Annotated in this window: 22 protein-coding genes; 13 read left to right on the forward strand and 9 right to left on the reverse strand. The window is 62.7% G+C overall.

Annotated features, from left to right (window positions below; all coding sequences use genetic code 11):
- The first annotated feature begins 9 nt into the window (after positions 1–9).
- Both YH3_RS17010 and YH3_RS17015 read left to right on the forward strand, forming a co-directional pair.
- Positions 10–1,095, forward strand: a complete 1,086-nt coding sequence (locus YH3_RS17010) for an ABC transporter ATP-binding protein (RefSeq protein ID WP_007731405.1) — start codon at positions 10–12, stop codon at positions 1,093–1,095.
- 16 nt (positions 1,096–1,111) lie between these two features.
- Positions 1,112–1,438 (forward strand): YnfA family protein, encoded by a 327-nt coding sequence (locus YH3_RS17015; protein ID WP_003940244.1) that lies wholly within the window; start codon positions 1,112–1,114, stop codon positions 1,436–1,438.
- A 67-nt stretch (positions 1,439–1,505) separates the two neighbouring features.
- On the opposite strand, the gene YH3_RS17020 is transcribed toward YH3_RS17015, so the two are convergent.
- Positions 1,506–3,464 carry a M13 family metallopeptidase gene (locus YH3_RS17020; RefSeq protein ID WP_064443749.1) on the reverse strand — a complete coding sequence of 653 codons (1,959 nt, stop codon included), beginning with the start codon at positions 3,462–3,464 and terminating at the stop codon, positions 1,506–1,508.
- A 112-nt stretch (positions 3,465–3,576) separates the two neighbouring features.
- Here YH3_RS17020 and YH3_RS17025 point away from each other — a divergent pair, with 112 nt between their 5' ends.
- From YH3_RS17025 to YH3_RS17035, 3 genes are read left to right on the forward strand one after another with little or no spacing between them, the layout of a single operon-like run.
- Positions 3,577–4,026, forward strand: a complete 450-nt coding sequence (locus tag YH3_RS17025; protein WP_030535180.1) for a helix-turn-helix transcriptional regulator — start codon at positions 3,577–3,579, stop codon at positions 4,024–4,026.
- A gap of 5 nt (positions 4,027–4,031) precedes the next feature.
- Complete coding sequence (locus tag YH3_RS17030; protein ID WP_003940539.1) at positions 4,032–4,442, forward strand: VOC family protein; 411 nt, start codon at positions 4,032–4,034, stop codon at positions 4,440–4,442.
- Between the two features lie 52 nt (positions 4,443–4,494).
- Complete coding sequence (locus YH3_RS17035; protein ID WP_007731409.1) at positions 4,495–6,855, forward strand: excinuclease ABC subunit UvrA; 2,361 nt, start codon at positions 4,495–4,497, stop codon at positions 6,853–6,855.
- Between the two features lie 13 nt (positions 6,856–6,868).
- On the opposite strand, the gene YH3_RS17040 is transcribed toward YH3_RS17035, so the two are convergent.
- The 6 genes from YH3_RS17040 to YH3_RS17065 form a co-directional block, all read right to left on the reverse strand.
- On the reverse strand, positions 6,869–7,852 hold the full coding sequence (locus YH3_RS17040; protein ID WP_064443750.1) for a hypothetical protein: 984 nt from the start codon (positions 7,850–7,852) through the stop codon (positions 6,869–6,871).
- A 66-nt stretch (positions 7,853–7,918) separates the two neighbouring features.
- Complete coding sequence (locus YH3_RS17045; protein ID WP_064443751.1) at positions 7,919–8,845, reverse strand: PaaI family thioesterase; 927 nt, start codon at positions 8,843–8,845, stop codon at positions 7,919–7,921.
- Between the two features lie 44 nt (positions 8,846–8,889).
- On the reverse strand, positions 8,890–9,672 hold the full coding sequence (locus YH3_RS17050) for a pirin-like bicupin family protein (RefSeq protein ID WP_003940511.1): 783 nt from the start codon (positions 9,670–9,672) through the stop codon (positions 8,890–8,892).
- 115 nt (positions 9,673–9,787) lie between these two features.
- Positions 9,788–10,534, reverse strand: coding sequence for a pirin family protein (locus tag YH3_RS17055; RefSeq protein ID WP_003939960.1), 747 nt, complete (start codon positions 10,532–10,534; stop codon positions 9,788–9,790).
- Position 10,535: 1 nt separating this feature from the next.
- Entirely contained in the window at positions 10,536–11,501 is a 966-nt protein-coding gene (locus YH3_RS17060; RefSeq protein ID WP_007731415.1) for a pirin family protein, read from the reverse strand.
- Between the two features lie 114 nt (positions 11,502–11,615).
- Positions 11,616–12,338 carry an IclR family transcriptional regulator gene (locus YH3_RS17065; protein ID WP_064443752.1) on the reverse strand — a complete coding sequence of 241 codons (723 nt, stop codon included), beginning with the start codon at positions 12,336–12,338 and terminating at the stop codon, positions 11,616–11,618.
- 138 nt (positions 12,339–12,476) lie between these two features.
- Between YH3_RS17065 and YH3_RS17070 the strand changes: the two genes are divergently transcribed.
- The 6 genes from YH3_RS17070 to YH3_RS17095 all read left to right on the forward strand — a co-directional run bounded on the left by YH3_RS17070 (position 12,477) and on the right by YH3_RS17095 (position 17,946).
- Positions 12,477–12,926, forward strand: coding sequence for a nuclear transport factor 2 family protein (locus tag YH3_RS17070; protein WP_064443753.1), 450 nt, complete (start codon positions 12,477–12,479; stop codon positions 12,924–12,926).
- Positions 12,927–12,975: 49 nt separating this feature from the next.
- Positions 12,976–13,812 carry an SDR family NAD(P)-dependent oxidoreductase gene (locus YH3_RS17075; protein ID WP_064113425.1) on the forward strand — a complete coding sequence of 279 codons (837 nt, stop codon included), beginning with the start codon at positions 12,976–12,978 and terminating at the stop codon, positions 13,810–13,812.
- A complete protein-coding gene (locus YH3_RS17080) occupies positions 13,805–14,587 on the forward strand; it encodes an SDR family NAD(P)-dependent oxidoreductase (RefSeq protein ID WP_064443754.1) in 783 nt (260 codons plus the stop codon). Before YH3_RS17075 ends, YH3_RS17080 begins: the two co-directional genes overlap by 8 nt.
- Positions 14,584–16,041, forward strand: coding sequence for an FAD-dependent oxidoreductase (locus tag YH3_RS17085; RefSeq protein ID WP_003940616.1), 1,458 nt, complete (start codon positions 14,584–14,586; stop codon positions 16,039–16,041). The genes YH3_RS17080 and YH3_RS17085 overlap by 4 nt, the downstream gene beginning before the upstream one ends.
- 76 nt (positions 16,042–16,117) lie before the next feature.
- Positions 16,118–17,431, forward strand: a complete 1,314-nt coding sequence (locus YH3_RS17090; protein ID WP_007731424.1) for an MFS transporter — start codon at positions 16,118–16,120, stop codon at positions 17,429–17,431.
- Between the two features lie 26 nt (positions 17,432–17,457).
- Positions 17,458–17,946: a nuclear transport factor 2 family protein gene (locus YH3_RS17095; RefSeq protein ID WP_007731425.1), complete on the forward strand. Its 489-nt coding sequence runs from the start codon at positions 17,458–17,460 to the stop codon at positions 17,944–17,946.
- Positions 17,947–18,014: 68 nt separating this feature from the next.
- Here YH3_RS17095 and YH3_RS17100 read toward each other — a convergent pair whose 3' ends face one another.
- Both YH3_RS17100 and YH3_RS17105 read right to left on the reverse strand, forming a co-directional pair.
- Entirely contained in the window at positions 18,015–19,655 is a 1,641-nt protein-coding gene (locus tag YH3_RS17100; RefSeq protein WP_064113426.1) for an ABC-F family ATP-binding cassette domain-containing protein, read from the reverse strand.
- A 208-nt stretch (positions 19,656–19,863) separates the two neighbouring features.
- Positions 19,864–20,421, reverse strand: coding sequence for a TetR/AcrR family transcriptional regulator (locus tag YH3_RS17105; protein WP_021332048.1), 558 nt, complete (start codon positions 20,419–20,421; stop codon positions 19,864–19,866).
- Between the two features lie 51 nt (positions 20,422–20,472).
- Here YH3_RS17105 and YH3_RS17110 point away from each other — a divergent pair, with 51 nt between their 5' ends.
- Together YH3_RS17110 and YH3_RS17115 are read left to right on the forward strand one after the other, a co-directional pair.
- Positions 20,473–21,432, forward strand: coding sequence for a DMT family transporter (locus YH3_RS17110; RefSeq protein ID WP_064113427.1), 960 nt, complete (start codon positions 20,473–20,475; stop codon positions 21,430–21,432).
- Positions 21,429–23,024: an amidohydrolase gene (locus YH3_RS17115; protein ID WP_064443755.1), complete on the forward strand. Its 1,596-nt coding sequence runs from the start codon at positions 21,429–21,431 to the stop codon at positions 23,022–23,024. The genes YH3_RS17110 and YH3_RS17115 overlap by 4 nt, the downstream gene beginning before the upstream one ends.
- Positions 23,025–23,047: the final 23 nt, after the last annotated feature.

A 23,047-nucleotide genomic window follows, 5' to 3' on the forward strand; every position in this document is an offset into this window, starting at 1 on the left:
AGAACACTCATGGCCAACGTGCAATTCGCGGGAGTCACGCACCGCTACGAAGGAACCGATCGACCGGCAGTCGACCGTCTCGACCTCGACATCGCCGACGGTGAGTTCCTGGTACTCGTAGGACCTTCCGGTTGCGGTAAGTCCACCAGCCTGCGAATGCTCGCCGGTCTCGAGTCCGCGTCGGACGGTCGGATCGAGATCGGCGGCACGGACGTCACGCACCTCGCTCCGCGAGCACGTGACGTCGCCATGGTGTTTCAGAGTTACGCGCTGTACCCGAACATGACCGTCGAGCAGAACATGGGCTTCGCGCTCCAGAATGCCGGAGTGGGAAAGACGGAGCGCCGGGAGCGGGTACTCGAGGCCGCGCGGATGCTCGAACTCGAACCCTTGCTCGGACGGAAACCGGCAAAGCTGTCGGGCGGGCAACGTCAGCGAGTTGCCATGGGTAGAGCCATCGTTCGCCATCCCAAGGTGTTCTGCATGGACGAACCACTCAGTAATCTGGACGCCAAACTGCGCGTCAGCACACGGTCGCAGATCGCCGCCCTACAGCGTCGACTCGGCACCACGACGGTCTACGTCACCCACGATCAGGTCGAGGCGATGACGATGGGGGACCGAGTGGCGGTGATGCTGGACGGTCGCTTGCAGCAGGTGGCGAAGCCGCGCGAACTCTACGACAACCCCGTCAACACCTTTGTGGCCGCCTTCATCGGATCGCCCGGCATGAACCTGATCGAAGCGCCGGTCGAGGGAACCGTCGCAGTGCTCGGTGATCTGCGGATTCCGCTGCCCACCGGGGCGTCCGAGCGGGAGCGGGTCGTCGTGGGAGTGCGCCCGGAATCGTGGGATCTGGTGGGAGCGTGGCGAAAGGGCTCGCTGGCCGTGGATGCCGATCTGCTCGAAGAGTTGGGAGCCGAATCGTTCGTCTATGCAAAGGGTGCCCCGGATTCGCAGTGGCAGAGCCGATCCGGTCGAATCGTCATTCGCGTCGACCGGAAGATGTCGGTGGCACCGGGGGAGTCGCTTCATCTGCTGCCCAAGGCCGGCGAGGTGTACTTCTTTTCCGCGGAGACCGGAGTACGTCTGTAGCGATACTGTGTGCGGCATGACCGTCGCACGTTCGCTGTTGCTGTTCGTACTCGCCGCGCTGCTCGAAATCGGGGGCGCGTGGTTGGTGTGGCAGGGAATTCGCGAGCACAAGGGATGGATCTGGGTGGGGCTCGGCGTCATCTCGCTCGGCCTCTACGGTCTGGTCGCCACCATGCAACCCGATGCGAACTTCGGGCGCATCCTCGCCGCGTACGGCGGGATCTTCGTCGCAGGTTCACTGCTGTGGGCGGTGGTGATGGACGGATTCCGCCCGGATCGTTTCGACATCGCCGGTGCGCTGATCTGTCTGGTCGGCGTCGGGGTGATCATGTACGCCCGGTAGGCCTTCGGCCCCGTGCGCGCTCAGGGAGTCCAGGGGGTCCCTAAGCGCGCACAGGGGCTTGCCCCTGCTACCAGATCTTCACACGCTTCTCCGGCTCCAAATACAGTGCGTCACCGGGCTTGACGTCGAACTCCTCGTGGAACGTGTCGAGGTTGCGGACGACGCCGTTGCACCGGAACTCCGGCGGCGAGTGCGGGTCGACGGCCAGACGGCGAAGCGCTTCGGCCTCACGGGCCTTCGTGCGCCATACCTGCGCCCACCCGAAGAACACGCGCTGCAAGCCGGTGAGTCCGTCGATGACCGGAGGTTCGGTACCTTCGGTCGCGATCTTGTACGCCGCGATCGCGATCGACAGCCCGCCGAGGTCGCCGATGTTCTCGCCGATCGTGAACTCGCCGTTGACGTGGTGGCCCGGCAGTTCCTTGGGCTCGAACTCGTTGTACTGCTCGATGAGAGCCTTTGTGCGCTTGCCGAATTCGCTGCGGTCCTCGTCGGTCCACCAGTCGACCATGTTGCCGTCGCCGTCGTACTTGGCGCCCTGATCGTCGAATCCGTGACCGATCTCGTGGCCGATGACGGCGCCGATGCCGCCGTAGTTGGCAGCGTCGTCGGCTGCCGCGTCGAAGAACGGCGGCTGGAGAATGGCTGCGGGGAAGACGATTTCGTTCATGCCCGGGTTGTAGTAGGCGTTGACGGTCTGCGGTGTCATGAACCACTCGTCACGGTCGACGGGGCCGCCCAGCTTGGCCAGGTCACGGTCGTACTCGGCGGCGTATCCGCGACGGTAGTTGCCCACCAGGTCGGTTGCCGAGATCTCGAGTCCGGCGTAGTCGCGCCACTTGTCGGGGTAACCGATCTTCGGGGTGAACTTCTCGAGCTTGGCCAATGCAGCCTCACGAGTCTGCGGGCTCATCCACTCGAGGTCGGAGATGTTGCGGCGGTACGCCTCCTGCAGGTTTGCGACCAGTTCCAGCATGCGGGTCTTCGCCTCTGCGGGGAAGTGTCGATCGACGTAGAGCTTGCCGACGGCCTCGCCGAGCAGATCCTGGACCAGGCTTACCCCGCGCTTCCAGCGCTCACGGTTCTCTTCGGTCCCGGACAGTGTGGTGCCGTAGAAAGCGAAAGTCTCGTCGACCAGGGCCGAATGCAGGTAAGGGGAGCGGGCATGAAGCACCTTCCACGCCGCCCATGCCTTCCAGTCGTCCAGTGACTCCGACGCCCAGAGTGCGGTGAAGGTGTGCAGGAATTCGGGCTGGCGGACCACGATCTCGGCGAACTTCTCCGAATCGGCGCCGAGACCGGACAGCCATGCCGCCCAGTCCAAACCGGGGTTCTGCTCGGTCAGTTCCTCGAAGCCCACCAGGTTGTAACTCAAATCTGCGTCACGACGCTTGACGACGTCCCAATGCCCGGCCGCGATCTTCTTCTCGAGCTCGAACACACGCTGGGCGTCGTAGCCGACGCCGGCGAGGGTGAACATCTTGTCGATGTGCGCGACGTACTTCTCGCGGATCTCCGCGTAGTTGTCCTCGCGGTAGTACGACTCGTCGGGGAGGCTGATTCCCGACTGGCTGAAGTGGATCAGGTACCGCTCGGAGTTCTTGGCATCGGTGTCGACGTAATGCGAGATGGCACCGCCGACGCCGACGCGCTGGTGGCGTCCGATCACGGTGGCCAGCGACGACCGGTCCGGCGCATCGGCGACGGCGTCGAGCTCGTCGTCGATGGGGCCGAGGCCTGCGGCCTCCACGGCGTCGGCGTCCATGAAACTCGAGTACAGGTCGCCGATGCGCTGTGCATCGGTACCGGCGGCCGAGTTGGACTCCGCGGCTTCGGTGATGATGGTCTGTACGTCTTCTTCGGCCTTGTCGTAGAGCGTCCGGAAGGCCCCGTCGACTGCGCGGTCTGCCGGAATCTCGTGTTCGGCGAGCCATTTTCCGTTGACGTGGACGAACAGATCGTCCTGCGCCCGTGTGTCGCCGTCGAGGTGGGTGAGGTCGATGCCTGAGCGATGAGCCGTGGTCATTTCTCCATCCTTACACGATCATGACGAACTGCTCGGTGTGTGCGCGATCGCTCCACGCCGAGTTCATCTCTTGTGCTGGGCAACGTCGGTATGGCATGGCACGATCGAATACGTGACCAGCAGACCTGCCGCAGATCCGCACCTGCAGGACCTCGCGCGACTACGACGTGTGCGAGACCGTATCGACCGGGAGTACGCGCGGCCTCTGGACGTGGAGGCGCTCGCGCGGGGAGTGAACATGTCTGCGGGGCATCTCAGTCGCCAATTCCGTCAGGCATACGGAGAACCGCCGTACGCCTACCTGATGACCAGGCGAATCGAGCGAGCGATGGCGTTACTGCGGCGCGGAGACCTCAGTGTCACGGACGTCTGCTTCGAGGTCGGTTGCAGCTCTCTCGGCACTTTCAGCAGCAAGTTCACCGAATTGGTGGGGGTTCCGCCCAGTGTCTATCGGCGCGAGGCCGAGCAGTCGACGGCAGGAATGCCGTCCTGCGTGTCCAAACAAGTCACCAGACCGATCAGGAATCGAGAAGCGCAGACCGCGCAGCCGCAATTAACGTGATCGCCATGGACATCACCATTCACTCGAGTTTCCTTCCGCAGGACGACCCTGAAGCCGCCCTGAACTTCTATCGCGACACGCTCGGCTTCGAGGTTCGCAACGACGTCGGCTACGACGGGATGCGTTGGATCACGGTGGGGCCGCCCGGCCAGCCCGGCACCTCCATCGTGCTGCATCCGCCGGCCGTCGATCCCGGAATCACCGACGAGGAGCGCCGCACCATCATCGAGATGATGGCCAAGGGCACCTACGGCGGACTTCTCCTGGCCACCAAAGATCTGGACGACACGTTCGAGCGGCTTCAGGCCGGCGACATCGACGTCGTCCAGGAACCGACCGAGCAGCCGTACGGCGTTCGCGATTGCGCCGTCCGGGACCCAGCGGGAAACCTGATCCGTATTCAAGAACTGCGCTGAGCCCGTCAACTGCGCTGAGACCGTCGGCGATCGACTGACAGATGGAGACACGATGACTGCCTTGCACACCGCAGACAGCCACGATTTGATCCGCGTGCAAGGCGCGCGGGTGAACAACCTCGAAGACATCAGTGTCGAGATCCCGAAGCGGAGGCTGACGGTATTCACCGGCGTCTCCGGTTCGGGGAAGAGTTCGCTGGTGTTCAGTACGATCGCCGCGGAATCGCAGCGGATGATCAACGAGACCTACAGCGCTTTCGTTCAAGGATTCATGCCGACGCTCGCGCGGCCGGACGTCGATGTTCTCGACGGCCTGACCACCGCGATCATCGTCGATCAGCAGCGGATGGGAGTCGACCCGCGCTCGACCGTCGGAACCGCCACCGACGCCAACGCGATGCTCCGCATCCTGTTCAGCCGTCTCGGAAAGCCTCACATCGGTTCGCCTCAGGCGTTTTCGTTCAACGTGGCCTCGATCTCCGGAGCAGGCGCGGTCACGATGGAACGCGGCGGACGTCAGACGAAAGAGCGTCGCAGCTTCAAGATCACCGGCGGCATGTGTCCGCGGTGTGAGGGACGAGGGGCGGTCAACGATTTCGATCTGACCGCGTTGTACGACGACACCAAGTCGCTCAACGAGAGTGCGATCACGGTCCCCGGCTACAGCATGGAGGGTTGGTACGGCCGGATCTACCGCGGCTGCGGTTTCTTCGATCCCGACAAGCCGATCAAGAAGTACACCAAGAAGGAACTGAACGATCTGCTCTACAAAGAGCCGACCAAGATCAAGGTCGAAGGCATCAACCTGACGTACACGGGTCTGATTCCGCAGATTCAGAAGTCGTTCCTGGCCAAGGACGTCGACGCGATGCAGCCCCACATCCGGGCGTTCGTCGAGCGGGCGATCACGTTCACCACCTGCCCCGAATGCGACGGGACGCGACTGAGCGAGGGGGCGCGGTCGTCGAAGATCAAGGGCGTCAACATCGCCGACGCCTGCTCGATGCAGATCAGCGATCTCGCGGAATGGGTCAGCGGACTGAAGGAGCCTTCGGTCGCGCCGTTGCTCACGACGCTCGGTGAAACGCTCGACTCGTTCGTGGAGATCGGACTCGGCTACCTCAGTCTCGATCGGCCGTCGGGAACCCTCTCCGGCGGTGAAGCTCAGCGCACCAAGATGATTCGTCACCTGGGTTCCTCGCTCACCGACATCACGTATGTTTTCGACGAGCCCACCACCGGCCTGCATCCGCACGACATCGCGAGGATGAACGACCTACTGCTGCGCCTGCGGGACAAGGGCAACACCGTGCTCGTGGTCGAGCACAAGCCGGAGACGATCGTGATCGCCGACCACATCGTCGACCTCGGTCCGGGTGCGGGTAGCGCCGGCGGAAACGTCTGCTTCGAGGGCACCGTCGACGGTTTGCGTGCCAGCGACACCGTAACCGGCCGTCACTTCGACGACCGGGCCGCAATCAAAGAGACCGTGCGGGAGTCCACCGGAGCAATCGAGATTCGTGGAGCGAACTCACACAACCTGCAGGACGTCGACGTCGACGTACCGCTCGGCGTCCTGGTCGTGGTCACCGGTGTCGCCGGGTCGGGCAAGAGTTCGCTGATCCACGGCTCGCTCGCGAAACGCGAAGACGTGGTGTCGGTCGATCAGAGCGCGATCCGCGGCTCGCGTCGGAGCAACCCGGCGACGTACACGGGGCTGCTCGACCCGATTCGCAAGGCATTCGCCAAGGCCAACGGCGTGAAGCCGGCGCTCTTCAGTGCCAACTCCGAGGGCGCCTGCCCGACGTGCAACGGCAACGGCGTCATCTACAGCGACCTGGCGATGATGGCCGGCGTTGCCACTCTCTGCGAGGAGTGCGAGGGCAAGCGCTTCCAAGCCGAGGTACTCGAATACAAATTCGGTGGCAAGGACATCAACGAGGTTCTCACGATGTCGGTGGCCGAGGCCGAGGAGTTCTTCGGCGACGGTGAGGCCAAGACCCTCGCTGCGCACAAGATCCTCGTCCGACTGGTCGACGTGGGGCTCGGATACCTCACGATCGGCCAGCCGTTGACGACGCTGTCGGGCGGTGAGCGTCAGCGCATCAAGCTGGCAACCCACCTGGGTGAGAAGGGCGGCGTGTACGTCCTCGACGAGCCGACCACCGGACTGCACCTGGCCGACGTCGAGCAGTTGCTCGGCCTGCTCGATCGACTGGTCGATTCCGGCAAGTCAGTCATCGTGATCGAGCACCACCAAGCGGTGATGGCACACGCAGACTGGATCATCGACCTCGGCCCTGGTGCGGGTCACGACGGCGGTCGGATCGTCTTCGAGGGCACTCCCGAGGAGCTCGTCGCCGACGGCTCCACCCTCACCGGAAAGCACCTCGCGGCATACGTCGGCAGCTGACCGGGCTCCTACCTCAGGCGTCGATACCCAGGTTGATGACGGCGAGGTAGGACCCGTCCGACTGCTTTTCGACGGTCATGAGGCCGGTGTCGTCGTAGATGCCGTCACTGGCGTTGTTCGTGTTGTTCTCACGACCGGTGTGCTCGCTGTACGGGGACTGCGAGTACACCTCGTCGAGAAGGGTCTCGTCGAAGAAGGTCTGCGTCGTGAGGACCGTCTTCTTGTCGATGTGAACCTTGACGTGGATGTGGGTGGTGCGGCCCATGTACCAGCCGGGAAAGATCGTGGTGAACTGCGCGATGCCGTTTGCATCGGTGGTCTGGGCGCCGCGCAGGTAGGTGCCGTCGTCGGTGGTGGTGGCTTCGGTGTCGCCGACGCTGTACGAACCGTCGGAGGTCTCACCGGACCCTCCCATGCCGCCGCCCATTCCGCCGGGGGCGCCTGACGGTGGTTCGCCCATTCCGCCTCCGGGTGCACCTGACGGAGGTTCACCCATCCCGCCGGCCGGGGGAGTTCCGCCACCGCCGCCGCCGTTGGCGCTCAGCGAACCGGATTCGAAGCCGGAGTACACGCCGCCGGCGTCGCAGTGCCAGATCTCGACGACGGCGTTACTGACCGCGCCGATGCTGCCGTCGACGTTGCACTGGCTGTTGTCCTGCACGCGCATCGCAACCTGCAGCGTGGTGCCCGGACGGTCCTCGCGGATGTCGCCGCGAATGGAGTCGACGTCGAACCAGTAGGGACCCTGCGTCTCTTCCTTGCTCATGACACACTGCGGTGCTTTGGCCAGAAGTGCGGTGACAGCGTCGCCGGACGTGGCCGCGGCGGAAGTGCCGGAAGTGGTTGTCGTCGACGCAGCCGCAGCCGAAGTCGTCGTGGCGGTGCCACTGTTGCCGGAGCACGCTGCGATGAGCCCGCCGAGACTGATGGTTCCGCCGAGGGCGAGAGCCCGCCGACGGCTCACGCGCAGCCTGCTCGCTTCGATGTCTTTGTTCACGCCGCTGTACCTCCATTGTGTGGGCTGTTGTCTCAATGGTGGACGGGCGACCTGGTGCGGAACTGGTTATCCGCTGTGAACTTGCTGGGAGAGCATCTGAATGCTCGAAGTGGCCCGCACATAGACCTGTCCGCCGGCGTCGACGATGCGAGTTTCGATCAGCGCGAGCCTGCGCCCGGCACGAATCACGGAGGCCTCGGCGCGCAAGACCGGCCCGCCGATGTCGGGTGAGCGCAGGAAGTCGATCTTGTGGTCGAGGACGCGATAGTCCTGGTCGACGCGGGTCAGGGTCTGGGCAGACAGGCCAGTGATGGCGTCGACTGCCGAGATGAGGACACCGCCCTGAACGGCGCCCAACGGGTTGGCCATCCAGGCCACGGGTGCGAACTCACCGACGACGGAACCCGGGGTCACGTCGACGACAGCAAGATCGAGGAGACCGGCGAGTGGACCGCGTTCGAGTTTGCCGTCGCGGATTCCTTCGACGACGTCGGACCCGGACAACCCGCTCAGGTTGCTTGTCTTCTCCGGCGTCGGGACGGGCAGCGGCTCGCCCTCCACGTAGTCGTCGATTCCCACGACGGGGGGACGCGAGACCACCATGGCGCGACCGGCCATCACTGCCAGAAGGGTGCCGTTCTCGTCGCGAAGTTGCCCGGATGCGAGTCCGACGCCGTCGTCGAGATGCACGAGTGTTCCGGTGGCACCGACGTCCGCGATGTCGGGGATGTCGGCGCCCGCACTGACCGTGACCTGCGCGAGCACGGACTGATGGCCCGAGGTCAGTCCCGAGTACACCGCGCCACCCATGGCACCGTCGATCATGACTCCGATGGAACCGAGCACGGTCTTGCCACGGTGATCGTGGAATCGCTCGCCGACGGCCTGCGCGAAGGCCAGGTCCCCGGGCTCGACCGAAACGGCGCGCACACCCATCAATGTGTTGAGTGGGTCAAGCTTCTTGACGGGCGCGGCGGAGTTGTCGATGCTCATCTGTCGAGTATCTCCAGCGCGCCGAGTCCTGCCGAGACCGGGTCTCAACCACCGATACGTGAATGCATCTCCCAGACGAGGACTTCGGCCCCGGCGTCGGAGGTCAGCTGCTGGCCACCCGAATCGCTCAACCGGACAGCATCGCCTTCGTACAGTGTGCCGACGCCCTCCATCTCGGCAGTGCCCTGCGCGACGAAGACGTGCAGGAACCGTGCGCCCGGAAGATTCACGGAGGTGCCCGGCAGAATGCGTGCGACATGCATGGCGGCGTTCTTGTTGTTGATGCGAATCGCCGAATGATCCTTGTAGCGCTCCATCCCGGAGGCAACCGGGATCAGACCGCCGCGCAGCAGTTCGTCGTCGATCTCGAGCTGTTCGTAACCGGGGGTCAGTCCACCTTCGTCCGGTACCACCCACATCTGGATGAAATGCACGGGGTCGGAATGCTGTTCGCCGCCGATACGCCACGAATCGTTCTTCTCACTGTGCATGATTCCGGTACCGGCGCTCATGCGCTGGGCGAGTCCCGGATAGATGACGCCGGTGTGGCCGATGGAATCCTGGTGCACGAGCGAACCGCGAAGCACCCAGGTCACGATTTCCATGTCCTTGTGCGGATGGGTGTCGAAACCGGTTCCCGCCAGTACGGTGTCGTCGTTGTTGACGAGCAGCAATCCGTGATGCGTGTTGTCCGGATCGTAGTGCTGTCCGAACGAGAACGAATGTTTCGAATCCAGCCAGGAGACGCGGGATTTCAAGCGATCGCCGGAGCGGTGCACATCGATGTGCGGTGTCGTCCGTGGGGCCTGTGCTCGACCAGATGCCATGGCTCCTCCTTCTGTACCACCGGGATCCACCACAATCGGGATCCGCCACTACCGGCATCCACCCTACGACGAACCTGCTGTGTAGTCCGAACATTGGGCGTACTCGGTGGTGTCGTCAGTTCGTCGACGCGTGCATCTCCCACACGAGTATCTCCGCATCGCCGATTCCCTCGACTCGTTGACCGCCAGTATCCTTGAGTCGCAACGAATCTCCCGGACCGAGCAATCCGACTCCCTCGACGTCGACAGTGCCACCGGCGATGAAGCCGTGCACGTACGGCGCATCCGGGAGAGATACCGACCCACCGGTCTCGAGGCGAGCAACATGCAGTGCCGCATGTTTGTTGTGCAAGCTGATCGCGCTGTGGTCGCGATGCGCGGGCATCCCCGACGCCAGGGTGATCAGGCCACCGCCGTCGAGTTCGGAGTTGATGTCGAGTTCCTGATAGCTCGGAGTCACTCCGGATTCGTCCGGGGGTATCCACATCTGGACGAGGTGAACGGGCTCGGTGACACGCGAGCCGTCGGCCCGGAAGCGATCGTTGCGCTCGGAGTGCAGGATTCCGGTACCGGCGCTCATTCTCTGCGCGAGTCCGCGATGGATGACCCCGGAGTGCCCAGCGGAATCCTGGTGAACCAGAGATCCGCTGAGCACCCACGTCACGATCTCGGTGTCGCGGTGCTGATGAGTGTCGAAACCGTAGTCGGCTTCGATGATGTCGTCGTTGTTCACCAACAGAAGTCCGTGCGCGTACGCGGCGTGATCGAAGTTTCCGGCGAAGGGGAAACTGTGACGCGCCGTGAGCCAGCCGTAGTTGAGATGCGCACGTTCGTCAGCTCGCTGGACGACTACCGACGACATGTCAGCTCAGCGTCTCGTGTGCCGCCGGGATGGATCCCAGGCGTCCGGCCTGGAAGTCCTCGAAGGCCTGCATGACCTCGGACTTGGTGTTCATGACGAACGGCCCGGCCATCGCGATGGGCTCACGAATCGGTTTGCCGCCGAGGATGAATACCTCGAGAGATTCGGTCCGTGAATCCTGGCGATCGGAAGCGGCGACGGTGATGGAGTCACCGCGTCCGAAGACAGCTGTCTGTCCGACACGAATGGGCCGACGCTCGGCCCCGACCGTGCCTTCGCCGGCGAGCACGTAGACGATCGCGTTGAACTCGGGGTTCCACGGAAGCGTCAGGCTCGCACCCGGGGCCACAGTCGTGTGGGAGAGCGCGATCGGTGTGTACGTCGAACCAGGTCCGGCGTGGCCGGCGATGTCTCCGGCGATGACGCGTACCAAGGCTCCGCCGTCCGGCGAGGAAAGCAGGGCCACCTTGTTACCGGTGATGTCCTGGTACCGCGGAGATGCCATCTTGTTGTCGCGAGGCAGGTTGACCCACAGTTGGACGCCGTGGAAAAGGCCGCCGCTGAGGACGAGGTGCTCCGGCGGAGTTTCGATGTGGAGGATGCCGCCACCCGCGGTCATCCACTGGGTGTCGCCGCCGCCGATAATGCCACCGCCACCGTTGGAGTCCTGGTGCTCCATGATGCCGTCGATCATGTAGGTCACGGTTTCGAAGCCGCGGTGCGGGTGCCACGGTGTGCCCTTGGGTTCTCCGGGTGCGTAGTTGACCTCGCCCATCTGGTCCATGTGGATGAAGGGATCGAGGGCGGAGAGGTCGATGCCGGCGAAGGCGCGGTGAACGGGAAAGCCTTCACCTTCGTATCCGACCGGTGCGGTGGTGATGCTCTTGACGGGGCGGTCGACTGCTGACTCTGCCGGCTCGTCGAGACGGGGCAGGGCCAAGATGTTCTCGACTGTCACAGCAGGCATGTCGTACTCCTTGTATCCGTGAAGCTGATGTCAGGTAGTTGATTGTTCAACTATCTCATTCGGAGTCAACAAAGTCGAGCCCCGGGTATTCCCGGGGCTCGACTGGTGTTCGGATCAGCGCAACATGCTGCCGAGGGCTTTTGCCGCTGCCATGACCTCGGCGCCCAGCGCTGCTTGGTCCTCGGAGTCGAAGACGGAAATTCCGAGGCTGGAGATGGCGTCGCGGCGTCGGCCGGGGATCACCGCTGAGATTCCCAGGACGGACGGGATGACCTCGCCGACGGTCACTGCGTAGCCGCGTGCGCGTGCCGCCGTCACTTCCTCTCGTTCCCCGCTCGTCGGCGGGAGTGAGGCAAGGATGGAAAGCCCGGCGGAGCCGCGGTCGATCGGATCGACCTGCCCTGGATGAAACGCGACGTGAACCTTGGCGCTGCGCGGTTCGACCACCATCAGCGCGCGCACTTCGGTATCACTCTCGCGGACCACCAGGTGCGCTGTCGCCTCGGTGGCCTCGGCAAGTTCTTGAAGTATCGGGCGAGCGAGAGTGCGCAAATCCTGTTCCACCGGTTCGGCGAGGGTGACCAGGCCGGCGCCGAGAGTGACGCGCTTGAAGGAGTCCTTGCGGCACAGGTGATGAGCCTCGAGCGTGCGGATCAACCGATGTGCGACAGTCCGGTGGACTCCCACTCCGTCGGCAATGTCCGTGACTGACAAACCGTGCGGATAGGACGTCAGGAGTTCCAAGATCTCGAGTCCGTGGTGCAGCGTTTTCGACATGCTCGAGTCCACTTGAACTGCGCTTTTGCGCGGTCGGTGTTCCTCGCTCAGCTCTGACATCAAATCCCCTTCTTGACGTTTGTGAGGTATGCCACCTACGCTTTGAACATATCGCACAGTGTGTGCGATTATCGCACACTTTACGGAGCTGCACAACCTTCGGGTGGATGCAGCACAGCGTGTTCGGAGAGAACCTTCATGAGCAACTACAGCGTCGTGGCAACGGAGGATGTTGCCGCAATCCACCAGCTGTACGGCCACCAGAGTCATTGCATAGACTCTGGGCGCCAGCAGGATTGGGCGCAGACATTCACCGATGGCGGTGAGTTTCATTCCCCCAGTTATCCGGAACCCGTGGTCGGTTTCGACGACCTTGCGGCTTTTGCTGCTCGCTTCTTCGCTGCGGCGGAAGCCGCCGACGAAGTGCATCGCCACGTTCTGACCAACCTCGTCGTCGAGGCGGTGGACGAGAGTGCTCTCACAGTGCACGGGTACCTGCAGATCGTTGCCACCGCTCGCGGCGGAGACTCGCGACTGGTGCGGATGACAACTGTCACAGATCACGTGGTTCGGGTCGGTGAGGAGTGGAAGATCGCCCGCCGCACCGTTTCTCGCGACGACGCGCCCCGAGCGTCCGAAAAAGCTTGAAGTACCGAAATGATTCTTGCACAACAATATTCAGTAGGAGAAGTACATCATGACCGAAAGCTCTGACCAGACGAACCCGGGCCGTACCGTTGTGACGCAGATGTCGGCGGTGTACCCGGAGTTGGCAGGCAAGGTCGCAGTGGTGACCGGCGCGGCTCAGGGTATGGGTGCGACGTTCGCCGAAGGACTGGCAACGCGCGGCGTACATGTCGTCGGCGCCGACATCAACGAAGAGCAGATGCTCGCCACGGCCGCACGAATCAACACGGACCTCGAATCGAATGCACTGGCGGACAACCCGGGTCGCGTCGTCGGAGCTCGGGTCGACGTCACCAAGCCCGACGAGCATGAATTGCTTGCGCAGTTGGCGTTGAAGGAGTTCGGCCGGGTTGATTTCTGGATCAACAATGCGGGTATCTTCCCGTTTGCGCTGGCCGAGGAGATCACCCCGGAGCAGATCGGCGCAACGCTGAGTGTCAATGTCGAGGGAGTGCTCTACGGTGCTCAGGCGGCGGCACGTCACCTCGGTCCCGGCGGCGCCATCGTCAACATGTCTTCGGTGTCTGCGCTGCGTGTGCGGAAGGGGAGAGGCGCATACTGCACGTCGAAAGCTGCCGTTGCGCACCTCACGGAGTCTCTCGCAGTGGAGTTCGGCGACAAGGGTATTCGGGTCAACTCCATTGCACCCGGCTACATCGACACGGCGATGACGAAGTGGGTCCAGGAAGATCCGATCGCGCTCGCGAACGCACTCGACGCGGTACCACTGCATCGTCTGGGCTCGCCCGAAGAGGTCTTCGGCCCGCTGCTGTTCCTGCTCTCGGACAGCGCGCGTTACGTCACCGGGCACAGCATTGCGGTGGACGGTGGTTCGCGGCATGTCTGAGTCCACGACATATCCCGGCGTCGTTCTCGTTACCGGCGGTGCTGCCGGGATGGGGGCGCATCACGCGCGCACTCTCGCCGCGCGCGGTTCGCATGTCTGCATTGCCGATATTTCGGATTCATCCGGCGTGGTCGACGACATCGTCGCCGCAGGCGGATCGGCATCCGCTCATATTCTCGACGTCACCGATGCCGAGGCCTGGGACCGGGTTGTCGACGAAATTCGCACCACCCGTGGGGAACTCGGCGGACTGGTCAACAATGCCGGTATCTCGCGTCGGCTCGAATTCATGGACACCCCGAACGACATCTGGGAGCTGACCATGAAGATCAACCTCTTCGGCCCGTTCTACGGTATGAAGGCGGTGGCGCCGCTGATGCGCGAGAGTGGTGGCGGATCGATCGTCAACATCTCGTCCATCGCCGGTCAGATCGGATACTTCTCTCCGGCTTACTCGTCGAGCAAGTGGGGTCTGACCGGTCTGTCGAAGTCGGCCGCAGGCAACTTCGCGCAGTGGGGGATTCGCGTCAACTCGGTGCACCCGGGACTGGTCGGTACGGCGCTGCTCGGCGGCGCGAACGACTTCGTCGCCGCGTCACTGAAGTCGGTTCCCTTCGGACGCATGGGAACTCTCGACGAGATCACCGAAGCAGTGCTGTTCCTGCTCTCGAACAGTTCCACCTACACCACCGGTACGGAACTCACTGTCGACGGCGGGTTGGTGTCGAACGGTCTTTACCACCGCATCATCGCGGAGACTGGAGAACTTTCATGACCGAACACTGGGACGTCGTTGTCATCGGTGGCGGCGGAGCAGGTCTCGCCGCTGCGGTGTCGGCAGCTGAAGAAGGCGCATCCGTTCTGCTGTTCGAATCCGAAACCGAACTCGGTGGATCCACCGCGCTGTCGGCCGGTATCTTCACGGCCGCCGGAACGAGCGTGCAGGCCGGCCTCGGAGTCGACGACTCGGCAGAGAAGTTCTTCCAGCACTACATGGACCTCAACCAGTGGATGCTCTCACCCGGATTGATTCGTGCATTCTGCGAAAACGCCGGTCCGACACTGGAATGGCTCATCGGACTCGGCGTCGAGATTCCCGCGGCGATCTCAGGTAACGCTCACCAGCCGGGACTCGCCCAAGCCGGCGTCGAGGACGTCTGGCGCGGCCACGTGCCCAAGGATCAGGGATACGGACTGATTCAGGTGCTGGACAAGGCTCGTCGTAAGCACGGGATCGAGGTCATCTTCGGAACACGGGTGCAGAAGCTGATCGAGGAAGACGGTCGGGTTGTCGGCGTTGTCGCCGACGACATCGAGGTGCCTGCGGGCGCCGTCGTTGTTGCCTCCGGTGGATTCGCGCAAGATCCGGGTTTGGTGGAACGCCACTTCCCGGACGCGAACAAGGCCGGAGAGGCCTTGTTCGTCGTCGCAGCCGAGGGGAGCCGCGGAGACCATCTTCGTTTTGCCGAAGACCTCGGTGCTTCCCTGGCGGGCGACGGCTGGGGTCTGATGCTGCCCACCGTCTACTTCCAGCGATTCCACCACTGGCAGGCCGGCTTTCCGCCGAAGTCGCGGATCTACGTCAACCAGGACGGCCGTCGTTTCATGGACGAGGACAGCTCGTACGCGGTCTCGACCGGCATCATCGACCATCAGGGTGGATACGGTTGGATGATCTTCGACGAGAACGCTCGCGTGAATCTGGCTCCAGGATATGCGGATTGGAATCCCGAACGCATCGAGGAAGAAGTTGCCGCCGGTGGCACGATTCGTGCGGACACGATCGAAGACCTCGCAGTGGCTACGGGTGTTCCGGTTGCGACGTTGGCGCAAACCCTGCGTCGATGGAACGACCAACTGCCCAGCGGTCACGACGACGACTTCCTCCGCCATCGCACGTTGCGGAACAAGGGTGCCGTCGGCAATCCGGATCCTATTGCGACAGCTCCGTTCTATGCCGCGAAAATCCTTCCGGCAGAGCTCGTCTGTACGCATGCGGGAATGGAGATCAACACCGATGCGGCCGTGCTCGGCAGCACCGGAGTACCTATCGAGGGTCTGTACGCCGCAGGTGAGGCCGGCGCCGGAATCCTCGGACTGAGATACGTGGGCGGCGGCAATGCGGTTGCCAACGCTTTGACCATGGGCCGCGTAGCGGGACGTAATGCGGCGAATTACACCAGGACCAGCGCTGAGAGCGCACCGGTCCATTCCATCGCGCACTCCTGACGTCCGACGTCTGCGCGGCACCGAATCCAGTCAGTATCCAATCCAGGCAGGGAACAACATGTCAGAGAATGAGACCATGGCGAGAGCCGAATCCACCGAGGGCAGCAGCGTGGCAACCGAACGACAGTCGACGACGAAGGTAATTCGCGCGGCCATCGTCGGTACCGTCGTCGAGTACTACGACTTCGGTATCTACGGATACATGGCCACGACGATCGCCGCGCTGTTCTTCGTTTCCCATGACCCGAACGCAGCACTGCTCGGTACCTTTGCAGCATTCGCCGTGGCCTTCTTCCTACGCGTGCCCGGCGGCATCTTCTTCGGCCACATCGGCGACAAGTACGGCCGCAAGAACGCGCTGTCCTGGACCATCCTCCTGATGGTTCTCGCGACAGCCGGAATGGGCCTGCTGCCGACTTACGCCACGTTGGGTGTGTGGGCGACGTCCATCCTGGTTCTGGCTCGTTGCCTGCAGGGCTTCGCGGCCGGCGGTGAACTCGGCGGCGCCAACGCGTTCGTCTCCGAGTCCGCTCCCAAACGGTGGCGTGCGACGCAGACCTCGATGGTCAATACCGGCACCTACCTGGGTTCGCTGGCAGCTTCGCTCATGGCCCTCGGCCTGACGTCGGTGTTCTCGCAAGAGCAGATCCTCGAATGGGCTTGGCGTATCCCGTTCCTGCTCAGCCTGCTGATCGGTGGCATCGGTATCTGGATCCGCAGCCAGATGGAAGACACTCCTCAGTTCGAAGAACTGCAGGACAAGGGTGAGACCAAGAAGCTTCCCATCCGTGAGTTGCTCAGCACCTCCGGTGGCAGCGTCGTCAAGATCATCCTGCTGGGCGCACTCATCACCGGCGGTTACTACATCGCCTCGGTGTATGCCGCGACGTACCTGCAGACCACCGGCGGTCATTCGTCGCGCGTTGCTTTCCTTTCCACCTCTCTTGCACTGGTTCTCGGCGTCATCACGTTGCCGATCTCGGGATACATGGCAGACAAGTACGGGCGTCGGCCGGTGCTGTTCGCCGGTAGTGCCGCCGCAGTGGTTCTCGGAATCCCGATGTTCATGATGATGGCCGGTTCTGGCATCTGGCAGGCGGTTGTCGGTCAGTCAGTGCTCTTCATCTGCGTTTCCGTTGTCAACGGTGCTTCGTACGTGACCTATGTCGAAATGCTGAAAGCATCTGTGCGGTACAGCGGTCTGGCATTGGGTAACAACGTCACCAACATGTTCCTCGGTGGCACCGCGCCTTTCATCGCCACCTATCTCATCAGCTTGACCGGTAACTCTCTCGCTCCGGCTGGATACTTCGTCTTCTGTGCGGTGATCACCCTCGTCACGGTCTTCTTCATCAAGGAGACCAAGGGTGTTGAACTGCAGGTTGATTGATCATCGGGTAGAACAGGAGCCTGACCGTGTCCCTCGCTGACAAGCAAGAAATCACCGAAGTTCTGTATCGCTACGCTCGGGCCGTCGATCGGAAGGATTTCGACAGCGTGGCCCTCTGCTACTTCGACGACGCGATAGACAACCATGGTGGTTACATCGGAACCGTCGACGGGCTGATCGAAGACATGAAGCTCAGACACAAGACGATCGACTCGTCGATTCACTGCATTTCCAACATACTGATCGACGTCAACGGCGATGTCGCTCATTGCGAGTCGTACTGTTTGTGCTTTCTGCGGCAAGAGCGTTCCGGTACGGATACGGTGCAGACGCTTGCGACGATCAAATGCCGTTACGTCGACAGGTTCGAAAGGCGCCACGGTGAATGGCGAATCGCCGATCGGATTGTCGTGTTCGACGAATCCCGTGAAGACGTGATCGAGAACATCCTGTCCACGGACTGGGTGACGCAACGTCGATCCTTCGACGATCCGGTGTACACCAGGACGCCTTGACCAGTAGTGCAGACGAAGGCCTTCACACACATCGTGTGTGAAGGCCTTTCGCCTGTTCACTTCTCGTGTCAGCCCACTGCGCCTGGTGCGGCGACCTCGGTCAAACGGCCGTCCGAGAGCCTGAGCCAGCGTTCGACCTTGACCTCGGCCAGGAATCTCTCGTCGTGGCTGACCACCACGAACGCCCCCTGATATGCATTCAGGGCACTTTCGAGTTGAGCAACGCTCACCAAGTCGAGGTTGTTGGTCGGCTCGTCGAGAAGAAGCAGCTGCGGGGCCGGATCGGCGAAGAGAACGCACGCCAATGTAGCCCGCAGTCGTTCACCGCCCGAGAGTGCAGCGACGGGAAGATGAGCACCCGCACCCCGAAAGAGGAAGCGCGCCAGGATGTTCATGCGTTCCGGTGCCGGTAGGCCTGGAGCAGACAAGGCAAAGTTCTCTGCGACGGTGTGTGCGGGGTCGAGTAGGTCGAGCCTCTGCGACAGGTATGCCACTCGACCGTCGGCTCGCGTGATCTCACCGGAAGTCGGCGCCACATCCCCGTTGACGATGCGTAGCAACGTCGACTTTCCGACGCCGTTCGGCCCGGTCAACGCGATACGCTCCGGTCCTCGAATGGCCAGGTCGATTCCGGAGTCGGCGAAGATCGCATGATCGCCGAACGCGAATTGCATTCGCTCACCGAGGAACACCGTCCGGCCGGCGGGTACATGTGTGCCAGGCAATTCGAGTGAAATCGTCTGGTCGTCTCGAAGAGCGCGGCCCGCTTTGTCGAGTCGGTCCTTCGCCGCGTCGACCCGGGCGAGGTGTGTCTCGTTGGCCTTGCCTGCCGACTCCTGAGCATTGCGCTTCATGGTCCCCGCAAAGATCTTGGGCAAGCCCGCGTTCCCGAGATTGCGGGCAGCGTTACTTGCGCGTCGCGAAGCACGTTCTCGGGCCTGCTGCAGTTCGCGCTTCTCGCGCTTGACCTCTTGCTCGGCGTTGCGGATGTTCTTCTCCGCCACTTCGCGAGCCGAGCGTGCCGCGGCTTCGTAGTCGGTGAAATTGCCACCGTAGAAGCTGATCTCGCCGCTGTGAAGTTCGGCGATGCGGTCCATGCGGTCGAGTAGTCCTCGATCGTGACTGACCACCAACAGACAACCACTCCAGTCGTCGAGAACGTCGTAAAGCCTGCGGCGCGCGTCCAGGTCGAGGTTGTTGGTGGGTTCGTCGAGGAGAAGGACATCGGGGCGTCGCAGGAGTTGCGCCGCCAGTCCGAGCGAGACGACCTGCCCGCCGCTCAGAGTGTCGAGGCGACGATCGAACGTCATGTCGGCCAAACCGAGTCGACCGAGTTGGGCTCGCGTTCGTTCCTCGATATCCCAGTCGGACCCGATTGTCGTGAAGTGTTCTTCTCGTGTGTCCCCGGATTCGACTGCGTCCAACGCAGCGAGCGTCGGGGCGATGCCCAAGACCTCGGCAATGGTCAGATCGCCCGTCAGTGGCAGGTCCTGCGGAAGGTATCCGAGAACGCCGTCGACGGACACACTGCCGGCGCGCGGCCGCAACTGGCCGGCGATCAATCTGAGCAGAGTGCTTTTCCCGACGCCGTTCTGGGCCACCAGCCCGGTTCGGCCGCCGGGCACGGTGAATGACAATTCGTCGAAGACCGGAGTGTCGTCCGGCCAGGCAAAAGACAGATTCGAGCAAACGATGTAGGTATCGGACATGAATAGACCTCAGGTGTTGTGCGGGCGCGGCAACGCTGCTCCGCGAAGAGTCGGGTAAGTGAACGACAACATGGCCACGACGGCAGCGCTCCGAGGCGTCTGCCGGTGGCCGTCATGCCCGGTTTTATCCGGAGATGTCGAGTTCACCAACCATGTCTGATCCTTTTTGGTCTGTGTTGTTTCATCCGACGATAACAGGAGCCGGTATCTACATACGAGCAATACCGGCGCAGAGAAGTTCGACCAGTCGTCGATACACCCGATCCGGGTCGGTGCCGGCCGGTTGTCCCTCTACCGATTCGAGGATGCAGAAGCCGTGCAGCGCACTGCGAAGAGACCACGCCGCCTGCTCCGAATCATCCGGGCTCAGACCGTATCCCGCGATCACCTTGTTGATGACGTCGACCACCTCGCCGACGGCGGAGACCAGATCGGGATGCGGAGCAGTGGGGTAGCGGTCGGTGATGGCGTAGAGCCCGGGGTGTACTCGGACGAACGCACGCCATGCGTCCGCGAGCGCCATGACGGCGTCGTCGCGCGAGAGACCGACCGCGGCGGCACGCAGTTGTTCGGCGAGAAGGCTGCGTGCGAGGAGGCTGAGTTGATGGTGGACGTCGTCGACCCCGTCGACGTGTTTGTACAGCGCTGACTGCCGGACGTCGAGGGTCTCGGCGAGTTGACTCAGTACCAGAGCGTCGGCGCCTTTGCTGTCGACCAGATCGGCTGCGGCAGCGATCACGCGTTCACGGGTAACCGGAGTTCTCATGCACGCATCTTCCCTGTATGACAGGCTTCACGTCGGTGATACATTATCACCATGAGTGATGAAGTATCGCCACGCGAGCTGTCCGGCGATCAACTACGCCGTCGTGACCTGCGCGTAGTCGTCACCGGTGCATGCATCCTCGGGTTGACCTCGGTGCTCTACGAACTCTCAGGAGTGTCTCCGTCGACGGGTGCATTCTTTCGGTGTCTCTATGCGCTCATCCCTCTCGGCATGCTCGTGCTCGTTCAGCGTCGTCGGTCACCCCGGCCTTCGGTCTCGGCGCCCTGGATCGTGAAGTCTCTACTTGCCGGCGCGTTCCTCGGAATCGATCTGGTGCTCTGGCACGAGTCGATTCATTCGATCGGGGCAGGTCTTTCGACTGTGATCCTGAATTTGCAGGTGCTGTTCGTCGCAATCCTCGGCTACGTTGTCCTGCGCCAACGGATCGGCCGGGAACTGGTCGCCAGCCTTCCGTTGCTCTTTGTCGGAGTTGCTCTGGTAGCCGGGACGAGCACAACGCTCACCGGGTCGAATCCTGCTGTCGGAGTGTCGTTTGCCGTGATCGCCGCAGGCGCGTACGCGGTCTACATCTTCCTCATGGGTCTGGCTACTCGGGCGGCGGGCAGAACGGCGTTGCCGATGTTCGTCTCGACGGGAGCCACTGCCCTCACGGCAGGTGCATACGGCCTCGTGAGTGGAACTTTGGATCTGACCCCTTCGCTCGTAGCTCAAGGCTGGCTTGTGCTGCTCGCGTTGGTATCTCAGGTGATCGGGTGGCTGCTGGTAGCCAGCGCCAGTCAGCGTCTGCCTGCAAGTGCAGTCGCCGCCAGCCTCGTGTTGCAATCGGCGTCAGCACTGTTGTTCGGCGCAGTGCTGCTTGCACAGACCCCAACTCTCGTCCAACTTGCGGGTGCCGGAATGATTTTGGCCGGAGTGGTTGTGGCGACGCGGATACCCGCGAAGAAATCCTCGACGACTGTTGTCGGAAAACGAATGGAGACAAGCGTATGACCACGGCGGCTGACCACATCTACATCAACGGCGACATCAGGGCCATGGACGGTGCGGTCGGCGATAACGCCACCGCTGTGGCAGTCAAGGACGGCAGATTTGTCGCCCTCGGAACTGACGCCGAGATCTCGGCGCTGACCGATTCCGAAACCTCCGTTGTCGATCTCGCCGGAGCGGTGGTTGTGCCGGGGTTCATCGAGACGCACCTTCATCCGATGATGTGGGGTTTGATGCTCAGTGGGGTCGACGCAACGACGAATACGTGCCCGACCATCGAGAAGTTGATCACGGCGTTGGCCGCGCGGGCCGCGATCACACCACTTGGCGAGCCCATCGAAGCGTGGGGCTTCGACGACAGCCTCGTGGCGGAAGATCGAGGCCTGACCGCGGTTGATCTGGACAAGGCTTCCACCGATCATCCGATTCTGGTGCGGCACTTGTCTGCTCACGGAATCTATGTCAACTCGGTCGCACTGGAGAAGGCCGGGATCGATGCCACCACGGTCGATCCGGAGGGTGGTGTCATCGTTCGAGACAGCGACGGTGTACCCACCGGTGAACTGTGCGAGGTTCCGGCAATGTCTCTGGTGCACGGACTTGTTCCGGATATGAACCCGGATGCGTCCAAGATCGCGATGCTGCGGGCGCAGGAAGTCATGGCGTCGGTGGGTGTGACGAGTTTCCACGACATGTACGTCACGGCCGAGATGTACGAGGCGTACCGGCAACTCGACGCCGATGGTGACTTGAGGCTGCGTGCGCGCCTCTATCTCGGCCACGGGGTTCACGATCAGTTGGGTGAACTCGCCGATCCGACCGAGCGAGTTCGTGTGGGCGGCGTCAAACTCATTTCGGACGGGTCGATTCAGTTGCACACCGCTGCGCTGACCGCGCCGTACCACGATCTGGGCGGATGCCACTGCGGCGGAATGGCAATCCCGGCAGGTGCGCTCGGGGCACTCGTCGAGGAACATCACGCTGTCGGCCGACACGTTGCGATTCATACCAACGGTGATCAGGCCATCGATTTTGCATTGGACGCAATTGCAGCGGCACGGACGGCGCACCCGGACATCGAAGTTTCGCATCGACTCGAGCACGTTCAGACGTTGCGGGAAGATCAGATCGCGCGGATGGTCGAACTCGGGGTGGTGGCGTCGATCTTCGTGAACCACGTCTACTACTGGGGTGACCGGCACCGCGATCGTTTTCTCGGACCGGGTCGCGGCGAGCGGATCAGCCCCGTGGCGTCGGTCGTGGCGGCGGGGCTTGCCTACGCGCTGCATTGCGACTGCCCTGTCACTCCAGTGAACCCGCTCTTCACGATGAACACCGCCGTACATCGTGTGACGCGAGAAGGTCACGTTCTGGGTGCGGAGCAACGGGTTTCCGCGTCCGAGGCGCTGGCCGGCTACACAAGCGCAGCCGCTCGTCTCACCGGTGAGTCATCGGACAAAGGTCGGATAGCGGTGGGACTTTTGGCGGATTTTGTTGTGCTCGACGGAGATCCGCTGCGCAGCGATTCGACAGACTTGAATGAACTGTCGGTCCTGCGCACGGTTGTCGGAGGTGAGACCGTCTTCGGGGCGTAGATGCTCGTCGTTTTACCTTGGGA

Source organism: Rhodococcus sp. YH3-3, assembly GCF_001653035.1.
Lineage (GTDB): Bacteria > Actinomycetota > Actinomycetes > Mycobacteriales > Mycobacteriaceae > Rhodococcus_F > Rhodococcus_F qingshengii.

Excerpts from the sequence above, each read along its gene's own strand:
- YH3_RS17010 (WP_007731405.1), top strand. The coding sequence starts at position 10 with ATGGCCAACGTGCAATTCGCGGGAGTCACGCACCGCTACGAAGGAACC.
- YH3_RS17015 (WP_003940244.1), top strand. The coding sequence starts at position 1,112 with ATGACCGTCGCACGTTCGCTGTTGCTGTTCGTACTCGCCGCGCTGCTC.
- YH3_RS17020 (WP_064443749.1), bottom strand. The coding sequence starts at position 3,464 with ATGACCACGGCTCATCGCTCAGGCATCGACCTCACCCACCTCGACGGC.
- YH3_RS17030 (WP_003940539.1), top strand. The coding sequence starts at position 4,032 with ATGGACATCACCATTCACTCGAGTTTCCTTCCGCAGGACGACCCTGAA.
- YH3_RS17035 (WP_007731409.1), top strand. The coding sequence starts at position 4,495 with ATGACTGCCTTGCACACCGCAGACAGCCACGATTTGATCCGCGTGCAA.
- YH3_RS17045 (WP_064443751.1), bottom strand. The coding sequence starts at position 8,845 with ATGAGCATCGACAACTCCGCCGCGCCCGTCAAGAAGCTTGACCCACTC.
- YH3_RS17050 (WP_003940511.1), bottom strand. The coding sequence starts at position 9,672 with ATGGCATCTGGTCGAGCACAGGCCCCACGGACGACACCGCACATCGAT.
- YH3_RS17055 (WP_003939960.1), bottom strand. The coding sequence starts at position 10,534 with ATGTCGTCGGTAGTCGTCCAGCGAGCTGACGAACGTGCGCATCTCAAC.
- YH3_RS17060 (WP_007731415.1), bottom strand. The coding sequence starts at position 11,501 with ATGCCTGCTGTGACAGTCGAGAACATCTTGGCCCTGCCCCGTCTCGAC.
- YH3_RS17065 (WP_064443752.1), bottom strand. The coding sequence starts at position 12,338 with ATGTCAGAGCTGAGCGAGGAACACCGACCGCGCAAAAGCGCAGTTCAA.
- YH3_RS17070 (WP_064443753.1), top strand. The coding sequence starts at position 12,477 with ATGAGCAACTACAGCGTCGTGGCAACGGAGGATGTTGCCGCAATCCAC.
- YH3_RS17075 (WP_064113425.1), top strand. The coding sequence starts at position 12,976 with ATGACCGAAAGCTCTGACCAGACGAACCCGGGCCGTACCGTTGTGACG.
- YH3_RS17080 (WP_064443754.1), top strand. The coding sequence starts at position 13,805 with ATGTCTGAGTCCACGACATATCCCGGCGTCGTTCTCGTTACCGGCGGT.
- YH3_RS17085 (WP_003940616.1), top strand. The coding sequence starts at position 14,584 with ATGACCGAACACTGGGACGTCGTTGTCATCGGTGGCGGCGGAGCAGGT.
- YH3_RS17090 (WP_007731424.1), top strand. The coding sequence starts at position 16,118 with ATGGCGAGAGCCGAATCCACCGAGGGCAGCAGCGTGGCAACCGAACGA.
- YH3_RS17100 (WP_064113426.1), bottom strand. The coding sequence starts at position 19,655 with ATGTCCGATACCTACATCGTTTGCTCGAATCTGTCTTTTGCCTGGCCG.
- YH3_RS17105 (WP_021332048.1), bottom strand. The coding sequence starts at position 20,421 with ATGAGAACTCCGGTTACCCGTGAACGCGTGATCGCTGCCGCAGCCGAT.
- YH3_RS17110 (WP_064113427.1), top strand. The coding sequence starts at position 20,473 with ATGAGTGATGAAGTATCGCCACGCGAGCTGTCCGGCGATCAACTACGC.
- YH3_RS17115 (WP_064443755.1), top strand. The coding sequence starts at position 21,429 with ATGACCACGGCGGCTGACCACATCTACATCAACGGCGACATCAGGGCC.